The sequence below is a fragment of the Floridaenema evergladense BLCC-F167 genome (genome assembly GCF_041929205.2).
GTDB lineage: Bacteria > Cyanobacteriota > Cyanobacteriia > Cyanobacteriales > Aerosakkonemataceae > Floridanema > Floridanema evergladense.
Genome location: NZ_CM171625.1, coordinates 2,097,210 through 2,110,424, shown reverse-complemented (window position 1 = coordinate 2,110,424; position 13,215 = coordinate 2,097,210). Strand labels below are relative to the sequence as shown.

General features: G+C 43.2%; 16 protein-coding genes and 1 tRNA gene. 10 read left to right on the top strand and 7 right to left on the bottom strand.

The window, feature by feature from the left end; genetic code table 11:
- Positions 1–4: 4 nt before the first annotated feature.
- The 7 genes from rpsC to rplC form a co-directional block, all read right to left on the bottom strand.
- Complete coding sequence (rpsC, locus tag ACE1CA_RS10175; protein WP_413276421.1) at positions 5–751, bottom strand: 30S ribosomal protein S3; 747 nt, start codon at positions 749–751, stop codon at positions 5–7.
- Between the two features lie 119 nt (positions 752–870).
- Positions 871–1,221, bottom strand: a complete 351-nt coding sequence (gene rplV, locus ACE1CA_RS10170; RefSeq protein WP_459563569.1) for a 50S ribosomal protein L22 — start codon at positions 1,219–1,221, stop codon at positions 871–873.
- A gap of 95 nt (positions 1,222–1,316) precedes the next feature.
- On the bottom strand, positions 1,317–1,595 hold the full coding sequence (gene rpsS / locus ACE1CA_RS10165; protein WP_413276419.1) for a 30S ribosomal protein S19: 279 nt from the start codon (positions 1,593–1,595) through the stop codon (positions 1,317–1,319).
- Between the two features lie 182 nt (positions 1,596–1,777).
- A complete protein-coding gene (gene rplB / locus ACE1CA_RS10160; RefSeq protein ID WP_413276418.1) occupies positions 1,778–2,641 on the bottom strand; it encodes a 50S ribosomal protein L2 in 864 nt (287 codons plus the stop codon).
- A 113-nt stretch (positions 2,642–2,754) separates the two neighbouring features.
- Positions 2,755–3,069, bottom strand: a complete 315-nt coding sequence (locus ACE1CA_RS10155; RefSeq protein ID WP_413276417.1) for a 50S ribosomal protein L23 — start codon at positions 3,067–3,069, stop codon at positions 2,755–2,757.
- Positions 3,062–3,694 carry a 50S ribosomal protein L4 gene (gene rplD / locus ACE1CA_RS10150; RefSeq protein WP_413276416.1) on the bottom strand — a complete coding sequence of 211 codons (633 nt, stop codon included), beginning with the start codon at positions 3,692–3,694 and terminating at the stop codon, positions 3,062–3,064. The genes ACE1CA_RS10155 and rplD overlap by 8 nt, the downstream gene beginning before the upstream one ends.
- Positions 3,695–3,825: 131 nt before the next feature.
- The gene (rplC, locus tag ACE1CA_RS10145; protein ID WP_413276415.1) at positions 3,826–4,461 is read right to left on the bottom strand and encodes a 50S ribosomal protein L3; all 636 of its coding nucleotides are present in this window, start codon (positions 4,459–4,461) and stop codon (positions 3,826–3,828) included.
- A 739-nt stretch (positions 4,462–5,200) separates the two neighbouring features.
- Between rplC and ndhN the strand changes: the two genes are divergently transcribed.
- The 10 genes from ndhN (at position 5,201) to ACE1CA_RS10095 (ending at position 13,188) form a co-directional block, all read left to right on the top strand.
- Positions 5,201–5,677: an NAD(P)H-quinone oxidoreductase subunit N gene (gene ndhN / locus ACE1CA_RS10140; protein WP_413276414.1), complete on the top strand. Its 477-nt coding sequence runs from the start codon at positions 5,201–5,203 to the stop codon at positions 5,675–5,677.
- 159 nt (positions 5,678–5,836) lie between these two features.
- Positions 5,837–6,442, top strand: coding sequence for a vWA domain-containing protein (locus tag ACE1CA_RS10135; protein ID WP_413276413.1), 606 nt, complete (start codon positions 5,837–5,839; stop codon positions 6,440–6,442).
- A 58-nt stretch (positions 6,443–6,500) separates the two neighbouring features.
- The gene (locus ACE1CA_RS10130) at positions 6,501–6,944 is read left to right on the top strand and encodes a salt stress protein, Slr1339 family (RefSeq protein WP_413276412.1); all 444 of its coding nucleotides are present in this window, start codon (positions 6,501–6,503) and stop codon (positions 6,942–6,944) included.
- Positions 6,945–7,095: 151 nt separating this feature from the next.
- Complete coding sequence (locus tag ACE1CA_RS10125; protein ID WP_413276411.1) at positions 7,096–7,701, top strand: vWA domain-containing protein; 606 nt, start codon at positions 7,096–7,098, stop codon at positions 7,699–7,701.
- A gap of 111 nt (positions 7,702–7,812) precedes the next feature.
- On the top strand, positions 7,813–8,418 hold the full coding sequence (locus ACE1CA_RS10120) for a vWA domain-containing protein (protein ID WP_413276410.1): 606 nt from the start codon (positions 7,813–7,815) through the stop codon (positions 8,416–8,418).
- 111 nt (positions 8,419–8,529) lie between these two features.
- On the top strand, positions 8,530–9,738 hold the full coding sequence (ldpA, locus tag ACE1CA_RS10115) for a circadian clock protein LdpA (protein WP_413276409.1): 1,209 nt from the start codon (positions 8,530–8,532) through the stop codon (positions 9,736–9,738).
- Between the two features lie 153 nt (positions 9,739–9,891).
- Positions 9,892–11,721: a R3H domain-containing nucleic acid-binding protein gene (locus ACE1CA_RS10110; protein ID WP_413276408.1), complete on the top strand. Its 1,830-nt coding sequence runs from the start codon at positions 9,892–9,894 to the stop codon at positions 11,719–11,721.
- Between the two features lie 157 nt (positions 11,722–11,878).
- Positions 11,879–11,950 (top strand) — tRNA-Gln (locus tag ACE1CA_RS10105).
- A gap of 49 nt (positions 11,951–11,999) precedes the next feature.
- Positions 12,000–12,782, top strand: coding sequence for an HAD family hydrolase (locus tag ACE1CA_RS10100; RefSeq protein WP_413276407.1), 783 nt, complete (start codon positions 12,000–12,002; stop codon positions 12,780–12,782).
- Positions 12,783–12,801: 19 nt separating this feature from the next.
- Positions 12,802–13,188 (top strand): nuclear transport factor 2 family protein, encoded by a 387-nt coding sequence (locus ACE1CA_RS10095; RefSeq protein ID WP_413276406.1) that lies wholly within the window; start codon positions 12,802–12,804, stop codon positions 13,186–13,188.
- Positions 13,189–13,215 lie beyond the last annotated feature (27 nt).

Below are 13,215 nucleotides of genomic sequence, written 5' to 3'. Positions count from 1 at the left end.
CTCTTTATCCCTCATTAGAACGGTCTTCAAACTGCTGACGGCGTTTGTTTGGCTGGCGACGGCGATTATTTCCTCCGGGAGCGGGAGCAGCTTCTACTCGTTCTTGTCCAGGAATAATTTCACCTTTAAAAACCCAGACTTTTACGCCCAAAATGCCATAAATGGTTTTAGCGGTCTGATATGCAAAATCGATATCTGCCCGTAAGGTATGCAAAGGTACGCGACCCTCTCTAGTCCATTCAGTCCGAGCAATTTCTGCGCCATTTAAACGACCGCTAACTTGGACTTTAATGCCTTCGATTCCGGCTCTTTGAGCCCGTTGAATCGCTTGGCGAACTACTCTACGGAAGGAAACCCGTTTTTCTAATTGTTGGGCGATGTATTCTGCGATTAAGTTAGCGTCAGCATCAACTTTTGTGACTTCCACAACGTTAACGCGAATCTGACGATTACCGCCAAGGGCTTGTTGTAGCCCTAATCGCAGGGTTTCAATTCCTGTACCGCCTCTTCCTACTACTACGCCCGGTCTAGAAGTACGAATTTCTAAATCGATTTGATCGGCCTTCCGTTCAATTTTGACATCGGAAATGCCAGCTTTTTGCTTTTGATTGAGTTCTCTCTCGACATACTGACGGATTTTATGATCTTCTTCTAAGATCTCCGGGTATCGAGATGGGTTAGCAAACCACCGAGAGCGATGCTCTTGGGTAATGCCTAAACGAAAACCAACTGGATGAATTTTTTGTCCCACTGATACGTCCTCAATGTGATTAAGGCAGAAGGTTGGATAGTTTTGAGTTTTGAGTTTTGAGTTGAATTTATAACTTAAAACTTAGAATTCGTAACTCATAACTAACAAGGCTGCACTAGTTATTCTTCTTCTTCAGCAACGGCAACTGTGATGTGACAAGTTGGCTTGCGAATTTGGTATGCCCGTCCTTGCGCTCTAGGGCGAAACCGTTTTAGCGTCGGGCCACCATCAGCAAAGGCTGTGCTAACGATTAGTTTTGTGGGGTCTAAGCCTGCGTTATGCTCGGCATTGGCAACGGCGGAACGCAATACTTTGAGGACTGGTTCGCAAGCTTTGTAGGGCATGAACTCCAGAATGATTAAAGCATCCCGGTAGGAGCGCCCACGAATTTGATCGAGAACGCGACGTACTTTATACGGTGACATTCGTATGTAACGTGCGGTCGCTTTGATTTCAGTATCGTAAATCATTTTTTTCTCCACTTTGTCTTTTGTCATTTGTTATTTGTCATTTGTCATTTGTTAATCTCTTGACCTATGACCAATGAGCAATGACAAAATAAAAATTATCGACGACCTTTTACATCTTTTTTGGAATGCCCTTTAAAGGTGCGAGTTGGGGCAAATTCGCCTAATTTATGTCCTACCATCTGGTCAGAAATGTAAACTGGTACGTGCTGACGACCGTTGTGTACGGCGATGGTATGACCTACCATTTGTGGCAGGATTGTGGAAGCCCTAGACCAAGTTTTGATTACTTGTTTTTCTTTTTTTTCGTTTAAGGCTTCGATTTTACTCATCAAATGATCGGCTACGAAAAGGCCTTTTTTTAGCGATCGACTCATAGTTTTTGAGTTTTAAGTTTCGAGTTTTAAGTTAGTTTTAAGTTTTAAGTTTTGAGTTTGTAGGGACGGGTTTTGCCCAGAGATTGTCTGTGAGTGACAAAGGTTGTTTACTAAATCCGCCCATCCAGAGTTTTAAGTTCATTTGATAACTCATAACTCTTAACTCATAACTCTTAACTTTCTTAAGCATTCCGACCGCCCCGGCCGCGTTTAGACGATTTGCGGCGACGACGCACGATTAATTTGCTGCTGGGTTTTTTCGGTTTGCGAGTTTTGGCACCCAAGGTTGGTTTACCCCAAGGTGTGACTGGCCCACTTCTACCGATCGGTGCTCTACCCTCACCACCTCCGTGTGGGTGGTCTACGGGGTTCATCACGCTACCTCTAACCTTGGGACGGCGACCTTTCCAACGGTTCCGACCTGCTTTTCCGGTGCTGAGGTTTCTCGCGTCGAGGTTGCCTACTTGACCAATAGTTGCGTAGCATTCCCGGCGAATCATGCGAACTTCGCCTGATGGTAATTTCAGGGTAACGTAGTCCCCTTCTTTAGCTACGACTTGGGCGGTAGCGCCAGCAGCACGAACGATTTGAGCGCCTTTACCTGCTACTAGTTCGACGTTGTGAACGTTGGTACCCAAGGGGATATTACCCAAGGGCAATGCGTTACCAATTTCAAAGGGTGAATCTGGCCCTGAGATTACTTCGGTTCCCACAGCTAAACCGTTGGGATGAAGGATGTAACGCTTTTCGCCGTCTCTGTAGAACAGTAAAGCTAACCTGGCGTTACGGTTGGGGTCGTATTCTATTGCTGCTACTTTGGCGGGGATGTTGTGTTTGTCGCGACGAAAGTCAACGATGCGGTAGAGGCGTTTGTGTCCGCCACCACGACGACGACTGGTGATTACGCCGCGATTGTTGCGGCCTTTTTTGCGATGATTTGATACTGTTAAGGATTTCTCTGGTTCGCTTTTGGTGATTTCGGAGAAATCAGAGATGGTACATTGTCGAGTACCGGGTGTGTATGGCCTAAAGGAACGGGTGCCCATTTTTTTTGCGTCCTCAGTTCTAAGAATAGTTATGAGTTATGAGTTATGAGTTTTAAGTTTTAAATTCAACTCAAAACTTAGAACTCAAAATTCAAAACTATTTAATTGGGGGATTAAACTTCTGGGAACAGGGTTTGTCTAACTTTTTCTACGTCGTCGGGTGCTATGGTGACGATCGCTTTTTTATATCGAGCTTTAAACCCAGTAAATTTGCCAACTCGACGTTGTTTTCTCGGTGGCAAAATGGTGTTTACACTCGTCACTTTGACATCAAACAAATTTTCGATCGCTGCCTTAATTTCCGGTTTAGTCGCTTTGGGAACAACTTCAAAAGTGTACTTATTCTGCTCCATGAGAATAGTTGCTCTTTCAGTTACGATCGGGCGATAAACAATATCGGCAAGATAGCGAGGATCAAACTCACTCACTGTAGACCTCCTGTATTTTTGCCAAAGCGTCGGATGTCGTCACCAACTTATCGGCCCAAAGTAAATCGTAGACATTCAAGCAATCAGCTGAAATTAATTTCAACTTGGCAATATTCCGGGCTGACAAGTAAAGATTTTCGTCTTTTTCGGAAACAATCAACAAAACTTTTGCTTCTGGTTCTACACCCCAACGAGTAAGTGCCGTTACTAACTCTTTGGTTTTGGGTCGAGGAAATTTTTCGGCAAAACTGTCAATTACTATTAAATCCGCATCCCGGCTCATTAACGCTGTTCTCAGAGCTAACCGTCGTTCTTTGCGGTTCATGTTGATGTTAAATTCTCTGGGTTTTGGCCCGAAGATTACACCACCACCACGCCACAATGGAGAACGAATCGAACCTGCTCTAGCGCGTCCGGTGCCTTTTTGTCGCCAAGGTTTGCGACCGCCGCCTCTAACTTCCGATCGAGTTTTGGTGCTGACTGTTCCTTGCCTTGCATTGGTCATTTGCCGTACCAATGCGCGGTGGACAATGTGAGAGGCATTCTCTTCTTTAGCAACTTTCAACTCTAAAGTTGCTTGCCCAACTTCTTGCCCTTCCCAGTTTTTTACTACACAGTTAACCATATTCTTTGTCCTCTGTTATTCGTCATTTGTCATTGGTTATTAATGACTGATGACAACTGTACGGGCGGGTTTAGCAGACAATTTTGCGTAACCCACAGACAATCTCTGGGCAAAACCCGCCCCTACGACTATTATTTGCCGACCTTTTTCTCTGGTGTAATACTGAGCAAAGCACCTGGCTTACCTGGCACTGCTCCCTTGATTAAAATCAAGTTACGTTCGGCATCGATGCTAACTACTGTTAGTTTGCGAATGGTGACTCGCTCTCCGCCTAAACGTCCTGCCATCCGCTTACCGGGATAGACTCTTCCTGGTGTCGTACCAGCACCCGTAGAACCGGGCAATCTATGGTTTTTAGAACCGTGAGCCATTGGCCCCCGTTTAAAGTTGTGGCGTTTTTGATATCCGGCAAAGCCTTTACCAATACTTGTACCTACAACATCCACGATTTGGTCTGGGGCAAATATATCTACTTTAATTTCTTGACCCAGTTGATATTCACTGGGATTTTCTAAACGATATTCGCGCAAATGACGCAGAGGTACACTGTTAGACTTAGCTAGGTGTCCTTTTTCTGGCTTGTTGATTGCCTTGGGACTGGCTTCGCCGAATCCGAGTTGGATGGCAGTATAACCGTCTGTTTCTTTGGTTTTAATCTGCGTTACCGGGCATGGGCCTGCTTGAACTACGGTGACAGGAATCGCTTTTCCTGTTGAGTCAAAGATTTGGGTCATGCCTAATTTGGTGCCGAGGATTCCGATCGCCACAGTACGTGGTTTCTCCTTAATTTATGCACTACAATTCGCCAGATTCCCTTTTGGAGAACCCGTTTTTCGGAATAAACTCTGGTTTAAGCAGAATTTATTTGAACTGTTTAAGATGTTCGGTCTTTTAGCTGGTTTAACCTGAGCTAAATAGCAATCAGAGCATTATTGGACTTACCAGAAGCTCAATTTCTGGAAGTCCGATCTCAGCGTAAACTTGCTATTGGAAGCTGTTTGGTAGGCCAAGCAATCGCCTGGTCATTTTTCGCTGGCACTCGGACTTAAGTAGAGAACTACTCAGTATCCTTGGTTTAGGCCAGATAGAATGTGGCTCATTGGTTTACTTGAGAGCACCGCCCACCTTTTGGTTATCCTTTGGCTCAAGCTGTTGGTGTGACAACTGGCAAAGGTTGACCGATCGCATCTATCCGGTTGGCTCCATTCAACTTTGCTTCCTACTCTTGAGTCAGAGCGAAGTTACTGAAATTTTAGCCACAATTGCTTACTATAAACTAGATTTTAAGAATTGTCTACTGATGGCAAAGATATTTTGGGGGACTGGGGACTGGGGACTGGGAACTGGGAAGAGAGAGCAAGGTTTGGATTGGTAGCCTATTGTGCTTTTGCTATGGGAATGAAAAGTAAGTTCTATTTCTGGATTGGTCGATCAAAGACTAAGATTACAATATTTGAAGCTTCATAAAGCGATCGGGCAGTTAGCCACAGACGATAAGACGAATTTATGGCATTAATTACAACTGGTAATCAACTAATTAAAGATTTGGAAAGTTCTGGGGCACTAGCACTCTATGTGCCACTAGAAGGGGGTTTTGAAGGTCGTTACCAAAGGCGGATCAGAGCAGCGGGCTATACAAGCTTGAACATTTCTGCTAAAGGTTTAGGCGATCTCAGTATGTATCTAACAGGGGTGCATGGGGTACGTCCGCCACATTTGGGGAAGAAAAGCTTAGGTAGTGGTGCAGCTGTGGGGTATGTTTACTATTTGCCACCGATTTTAAGTACTCAATTAGAACATTTACCACCTAAGTCTAAGGGACTATTGCTGTGGATCGTTGAAGGACAAATTCTTTCTCGTCAAGAGATTGAGTATTTAACGATGTTACCAAAGATGGAGCCACGAGTGAAGTTAGCTGTGGAGATGGGTGGCGATCGCTATTTCCGCTGGGAACCTTTGGCAAATACTTTACCTGCTGCGTAAAGGTACGTTGTTGCGCTTCAGCGAAGACAGCGCAACAACGTACCAGAAGCAAGCAGGGGAGAGTTAAACTTTCCTCTGCTTGTTTGCTTTTAGGTGAATGTTGATGAGCGTAAGGTTTTGATACCTTGGAACTAGAACTAATTAACGGAGATAGAATTTATGTTAGAAAATCGAGATTATACATTAATTATTGACAAAAGCGGTAGTATGGCGACAAAAGATCAGCTTGATGGGAAGAGTCGCTGGGCGGCGATGGAAGAGTCTACTATAGCTATTGCGAGTAAGTGTGAAGAATTAGACCCTGATGGGTTGACGGTTTATGTATTTTCGGGAAAATTCAAGCGTTACGATAATGTTACTGCTAGTAGAGTTAAAGATATTTTCCGGGAAAATGAACCTTCGGGACGAACTGATTTAGCAGGTGTTTTGTTAGATGCAACTAATAATTATTTTCGCCGGAAAGCTGCTAGAGAAACTAAACTTAATGGGGAAACAATAGTTGTAGTTACGGATGGGGAACCGGACGATCGCAAAGCGGTAATGCGAGTAATTATTGATGCTTCCCGCCAGATGGATAAAGATGAAGAGTTAGCAATTACTTTTATTCAAGTTGGTACGGATCAACAAGCAACTAAATTCCTAAAAATTTTAGATGATGAGTTGCAAGGTGCGGGGGCAAAATTTGACATTGTAGACACAGTTACGATTGATGATATGGAAGATATGACTCTGACTGAAGTTTTGTTAAATGCAATTATTGATTAATAGTTTTGCTGGGAAGATTCTGCAATTTAGTGATTAGCAGTATGAGGGCTAAATAATTATGGAATCAATAGATGATATATTGGCTCAGTTAAAATCTGAGTATCAAGAGAAGGATAATCCAGGGCAACAGAAAAAGCAACCTTCTGTGAAACGAGAGGATGCGATCGCACCTAAAACACCGCCACCAACATCAAGACAAAAATCTTTCTCTCCTTCCTCTCCTGAAGATGCGTTACTGTCACAAATTCAAGCTGAATTTGCAGAACAGGATAAAGCAGAAGAACTAAAAAGGCAAGAACAAATCAAAGAGGAAAAAATTAGACAAGAAAGAATTAAACAACAGGAGAGACAAGCTTTAACTAAAGAAGCCGAAGCTTGGTTGAAGAAGTTGAATCCGCGATCGTCTGAAGGTCTTTGGTTTGAAGAATTTGCTTATAGTTATTCGTCAAAATTGGAAGCAGCGATCGATTATTTGCAAGCTTTAAAAGAAACTCAATCTTAACTGTTCTAGCAGAATGCTGGTAAATTTATATACTTTGGGGTTGGGTTGAAAGTTTCTTATTGCATCTGCGACGAAGAATTCACAAAGTTAGGATAGGCTAGATAAGGAACGAAAAATTTTTTCGAGTTGTCTTGTATGGGCTGGAGGTTCTATGCTTGAAGAACGCGACTATACATTAATAATTGACAAAAGCGGTAGTATGTCTACTCCCGATCAACAGGGGAATAGAACTCGTTGGCAAGCTGCACAAGAGTCAACTTTAGCATTGGCTAGAAAATGCGAAGAGTTCGATCCAGATGGAATTACGGTTTACTTGTTTTCCGGTCGTTTTAGGCGTTACGATAATGTGACATCTGATAAAGTTGCTCAAATTTTCCAAGAAAATGACCCATCTGGAACTACTGACTTGGCTAGTGTTTTAAAAAATGCTACTGATAGTTATTTAGAGAGGAAAAAATCGGGTAAAACTAAGCCAAATGGTGAGACAATTTTGGTAATTACGGATGGGGAACCGGACGATCGCAAAGCGGTAATGCAAGTAATAATTGAAGCATCGCGCCAGATAGAGAGAGATGAAGAATTAGCAATTTCCTTGATTCAAGTTGGCAAAGATCAAAAGGCTACTGAGTTCCTGAAAGCCTTAGATGATAAGTTGCAAGCTGCGGGGGCACAATTTGACATTGTGGATACAGTCACCTTGGATGATATGGAAGGTTTCACTCTCAGTGAAGTGTTGTTAAATGCGATTAGTGATTAGGTAAAATTAGTAATGGGTAATTGATAATATTTTCTCTTATTGATTATCCATTACTTTGTTATCTAAAAATTCTTTCTCAGTCCCTAGTCCCTATTTCCCAAAGAGGTTATTATGCAAGAAGATCGAGATTATACATTAATAATTGACAAAAGCGGTAGTATGTCTACTCCCGATCAAGTGGGTGGGAGAAGTCGTTGGGAAGCTGCTCAAGAATCTACTTTAGCATTGGCGAGAAAGTGCGAACAATTTGATCCAGATGGGATTACGGTTTACTTATTTTCTAGCCGATTTAAGCGTTACGATAATGTAACTTCTGGCAAAGTTGAGCAAATTTTTAAAGAAAACGATCCTGCTGGTACAACTAATTTGGCTGGGGTTTTAGAGGATGCAGTTAATCAGTATTTTCAACGCAAAGCTGCTGGACAAACTAAAGCGAATGGCGAGACAATTTTAGTAGTTACTGATGGGGAACCGGACGATCGCAAAGGTGTAATGAAAGTAATTATTGAAGCATCTCGTCAAATGGATCGAGATGAAGAGTTAGCAATTTCGATGATTCAAGTAGGTTCAGATGCTACCGCAAGTCGATTTTTAAAAGCGTTAGATGATGAGTTGCAAGGTGCTGGTGCTAAGTTTGATATTTGCGATACTCTGACGATGGATGATATGGCAGATATGAGTTTAACAGAAGTTTTGCTGAATGCAGTTAATGATTAGTTGTTTGTTGTAAGCACTTTAGTGCTTCAGTCTGGAAAAGGTAACGACTGAAGTCGCTACAACGGAATCGACTGAAGTCGTTACAACAGACTTGGTGTTATTATATTAAGTGTGACTAATAATTCCTCTCCTTTACATTCTTTGAGGGAAGGTCACTGGTTTAAACTAATTTGCGGAGCCAGTTTCCAACACCTCCCAGCTGTAAGAAACCTAACATTGGTTTACACCTTAGCAGGTGCGGATTGTATTGATGTGGCTGCCGACCCAGCGGTGATTGCAGCGGCGAAAGAGGCGTTAGAGACGGCGGTGATTTTTGGCGAAGAAGCTCAACGGCGAGGGTTTGGGTTTCAAGGTTTGCCTTTGTTAATGGTGAGTTTGAATGATGGGGAAGATCCCCATTTTCGGAAGGCGGAGTTTGATGCTAATGAGTGTCCAACTCAATGTCCCCGTCCTTGTGAAAGCATTTGTCCGGCGCAAGCTATTGTATTCGATCGCCTTAATAATAATTTTTCTGGAGTTGTGGATCAATTGTGCTACGGGTGTGGTAGATGTATACCAGTTTGCCCTAGCAATTTGATTTTCACTCGTGCTTATGTTTCCACACCGGAAGCTGTAGCACCTTTGGTGTTACAAACATTTGTTGACGCAGTGGAAATACATACTCAAGTTGGTAGGTTAGCAGACTTCCAAAGATTGTGGCGAGCGATCGCACCTTGGCTAAATCAATTAAAAGTCATCGCTATTAGTTGTCCCGACGGAGAAGGACTTATTAACTACCTGTGGTCACTCTACGATTTGATTAAACCTTTGCCTTGTGAGTTAATTTGGCAAACCGATGGTCGTCCCATGAGTGGCGATATCGGTGCGGGAACAACTCATGCGGCAATTAAATTAGGACAAAAGGTTTTAGCCGCAGGTTTACCCGGATATGTTCAATTAGCAGGAGGTACTAATAACCACACAGTTACTAAGCTCAAAGCAGTTGATTTGCTTAATTGTAAATCAGGTGATGAAGCAACTATCTTACTCGAAAATCCTACTCCGCAATATTCCCCAAAAACTGAAACCCAAAACTATATTGCAGGGATTGCTTATGGTAGCTTCGCTCGCGTTCTGTTATCGCCAATTCTCGATCGGCTAGAAACAGCAGGGGCTAAAACCAACTCTTCAAGTGCATCGCTTATCTTACCACAACCAAGAGTTAATTTAGAAGAGCTTCCCGAACTTCTCTGGCAAGCTGTCGCTTTAGCTGATTCCCTAGTGTCCCAAATTAAATCACCCAGAAAAACTAGGCTGACAACCAATGAAATTGAAGTATGATTGTAGTATGAAATATACTCAGAAATTAGGAGTATCAAGGCTGTAAGGTCGAGCTAAGGGCATAATCTGGCATCGTCGGCAAGATTTTTGTATTACAAGCTTGACTACAGAGATTCGTGTCAACAAAACATTTTCCTTTATCGCCAATTGCTCATGCCAATTAAGATGATCGATTCCAACGGTACAAGTCAACTGAATCAACAGGCAAATCCAGAATTAACAGTTAGTGTTAAAGAAGTGACCGTGGGAACCAAACTGATTACAGACGACCTTTATAACTTACTAGAAATTTTGCCAGCAGAGATTAGACTGGCTGTGGAGCAGCACCCATTAAAAAGTACTTTGATAGAAGTAGTATTAGATTTGGGGCGGCGACCTGAAGCGCGTTTTCCTGGCAAAGCAGAATATCTTTCCGAACAGCCTGTGTCGCGGGAAGATTTGAATTATTGCATCAGTCGTGTAGGGCATTTTAGCGGCGATAACCGAGCAGGCATTGAGCAAACCCTACACCGAATTAGTGCGATTCGCAATCGTGCTGGAGAGATTATTGGTTTAACCTGTCGTGTGGGGCGGGCTATTTTTGGTACGATCGGCATGATCCGTGACTTGGTAGAAACTGGCAAATCAATATTGATGCTAGGTCGTCCCGGCGTAGGTAAAACCACCGTTTTACGAGAAATTGCCCGTGTTTTAGCCGATGAATTGGGCAAGCGGGTAGTCATAATCGACACCTCTAACGAAATTGCTGGCGATGGCGATATTCCTCACCCGGCGATTGGAAGGGCGCGACGGATGCAGGTTGCCCGTCCCGAACTGCAACATCAAGTGATGATTGAGGCAGTAGAAAACCATACGCCAGAGGTAATTGTCATTGATGAAATTGGTACAGAATTAGAAGCTTCAGCAGCACGTACTATTGCCGAAAGAGGCGTACAGTTAGTTGGTACTGCTCATGGTAATCGAATTGAAAACTTGATTAAAAACCCTACTTTGTCAGATTTAGTAGGGGGAATTCAAGCTGTTACCTTGGGTGACGAAGAAGCACGGCGCAGGGGTTCGCAAAAGACAGTTTTGGAACGCAAAGCACCGCCAACTTTTGAAATTGCCGTCGAAATGCTGGAACGGGAACGCTGGGTAGTTCACGAAAGTACTGCGGATACAGTAGATAGCTTGCTGCGGGGAAGACAACCGAGTTTGCAAGTGCGGACTGTGAATGATGCTGGGGAAGTAAAAATTACCAGGGAATTACCTACTAATCCAATTTCTACTCATCAACCGCAATCTTCGCCTGCTTGGAAACCAACAGGTTGGCGTGCTTCAGGACAAATGACTCCTGTTTCTGCAAACAAGCCAGAAGTTTTTACGGAAAAACAAAGCTTTGAGCAATTGTTGGATGCTTCTTTCCAGCAACAGGATGCTTTTAAGAGCGATTTTGGTTTCGCTGAAAATGAGTTTATGCCAGGGCCAAATGGGGAAGATTTGCCACTGCATATCTATCCTTATGGTATTAGTCGTCATCAACTGGATCAAGTAATTGATGTGTTGAAGTTGCCAGTGGTTTTGACTAAAGATTTAGATGGGGCGGATGCGGTTTTAGCGCTAAGGTCTCATGTGAAAAATCACTCGAAGTTGCGGCAAATTTCTAAGGCGCGTCATATTCCCATCCACACGATTAAGGCGAGTACGGTAGCGGAAATTACTCACGGTTTGCAGAGGATGTTGCATATCGATGTAGGTGAAGTGCTTGATTTACCGGATTTGCGGCTATTTACTAAGAATGGTAGCAATGACGAGATTGAGGCTTTGGAAGAGGCTAGGTTAGCGGTAGAACAGATTGTGATTCCGAAGGGACAACCTGTGGAGTTGCTTCCTCGTTCGGCGACGGTGCGAAAAATGCAGCATGAGTTGGTGGAACATTACCGCTTGCGTTCTTCTAGCTTTGGGGACGAACCTAATCGACGGTTGCGGATTTATCCAGCTTAAGAATCGGGTTCGTTGCGAATGCTTTAGCGCTACAGCACTGAAGTACTCACGACGAACCTACAATGGACTCAATTCTAGAAAAAAGTTTAAGAAATTTCTACTAAATTTGTTGACAAAACTAGGTAACTGAGTGTTAAGATAAACAAGGTTAACGCAATGGGGTGTCGCCAAGTGGTAAGGCATCTGGTTTTGGTCCAGACATTCCGAGGTTCGAATCCTTGCACCCCAGTTCTTCGCCCTCACTCTAAAATCACACAATTTCTGAGGAGGGTAATTTTATGTCTGAACTTAGTCCTACGATTTTAGCTCTGGATTTTGATGGGGTTGTTTGTGATGGGTTAATTGAGTATTTTCAGACTTCTTGGCGAAGTTATTGTAAAATTTGGCATCCTACTGATGAAAAGCCACCGGAGGGTTTAGCGGAAAATTTTTATCGGTTGCGCCCGGTGATTGAGGTGGGTTGGGAAATGCCTATTTTGTTACGGGCGTTGATTTTGGGTGTTGTTGAGGAGAGGATTTGGGCGGATTGGGTAGGTGTGGTGCAGCGGATTACTAACGAGGAAGGTTTGAAAGCTGCTGAGGTAGGGGCGATTTTGGATGGGGTACGGGATGAGTGGATTAGTAAGGATTTAGCGGGTTGGTTGGGGTTGCATCGGTTTTATCCGGGCGTGGTGGAGAGGTTGCGGAGTGCGATCGCCAATTCGGTTAAAATCTACATTATCACTACGAAAGAGGGGCGTTTTGTTCGTCAGTTGTTGCAAGAACAAAGTGTGGAAATCCCGGAAGAAAGGATTATTGGGAAGGAGTATAAACGCCCGAAGTATGAGATTTTACGGGAATTAATTGGGGCGGGCGGAAGTTCGGTTAATATCTGGTTTGTGGAAGATAGATTGAAGGCGTTGCAGTTGGTAGAACAGGAATCGGATTTAGCTTCGGTAAGGTTATTTTTGGCTGATTGGGGTTACAATACTCAGCAAATACGCGATTCGATCGCAAATGATAACCGAATTAAGTTGTTGTCGCTTGCTCAATTTACGCAAGATTTTGCGGCTTGGGTTTAACTATTAGTTTGTAAAAATAATGACCAATAGCAATGAGGTTTTGGAGGCTAACCAAGCTTTCTATCGCGCTTTTGAAAAGAAAGATATTGAGGCGATGAGTAATGTTTGGTCACAGGGAGTGGTGACTATTTGTGTCCATCCTGGTTGGAATGTTTTGCGGGGTTGGAAAGATATTCGCTATTCTTGGGAACAAATATTTAAAAACACTAGTTACGTTGAGATTGATGTAGAAATTGTTACCAATGAAATTCGGGGGGATTTGGCTTATGTTGTGTTGGTGGAAAATGTATTTCAGATTTTGAGTGGGAGGAGAACTCAGGCGCAGTCTTTAGCAACAAATATTTTTGAACGGATGGGGCAAAAGTGGTATTTAATTAATCATCATGCTAGTCCGATTATGCGTTAGCTTTTGATTGAGTTTTTTTTACTATAG

Excerpts from the sequence above, each read along its gene's own strand:
- ACE1CA_RS10110 (WP_413276408.1), top strand. The coding sequence starts at position 9,892 with ATGCCAATTAAGATGATCGATTCCAACGGTACAAGTCAACTGAATCAA.
- rpsS (WP_413276419.1), bottom strand. The coding sequence starts at position 1,595 with ATGAGTCGATCGCTAAAAAAAGGCCTTTTCGTAGCCGATCATTTGATG.
- ACE1CA_RS10135 (WP_413276413.1), top strand. The coding sequence starts at position 5,837 with ATGTTAGAAAATCGAGATTATACATTAATTATTGACAAAAGCGGTAGT.
- ACE1CA_RS10120 (WP_413276410.1), top strand. The coding sequence starts at position 7,813 with ATGCAAGAAGATCGAGATTATACATTAATAATTGACAAAAGCGGTAGT.
- ACE1CA_RS10100 (WP_413276407.1), top strand. The coding sequence starts at position 12,000 with ATGTCTGAACTTAGTCCTACGATTTTAGCTCTGGATTTTGATGGGGTT.
- rplB (WP_413276418.1), bottom strand. The coding sequence starts at position 2,641 with ATGGGCACCCGTTCCTTTAGGCCATACACACCCGGTACTCGACAATGT.
- ACE1CA_RS10130 (WP_413276412.1), top strand. The coding sequence starts at position 6,501 with ATGGAATCAATAGATGATATATTGGCTCAGTTAAAATCTGAGTATCAA.
- rplD (WP_413276416.1), bottom strand. The coding sequence starts at position 3,694 with ATGGTTAACTGTGTAGTAAAAAACTGGGAAGGGCAAGAAGTTGGGCAA.
- ACE1CA_RS10125 (WP_413276411.1), top strand. The coding sequence starts at position 7,096 with ATGCTTGAAGAACGCGACTATACATTAATAATTGACAAAAGCGGTAGT.
- ndhN (WP_413276414.1), top strand. The coding sequence starts at position 5,201 with ATGGCATTAATTACAACTGGTAATCAACTAATTAAAGATTTGGAAAGT.
- rplV (WP_459563569.1), bottom strand. The coding sequence starts at position 1,221 with ATGATTTACGATACTGAAATCAAAGCGACCGCACGTTACATACGAATG.
- ACE1CA_RS10095 (WP_413276406.1), top strand. The coding sequence starts at position 12,802 with ATGACCAATAGCAATGAGGTTTTGGAGGCTAACCAAGCTTTCTATCGC.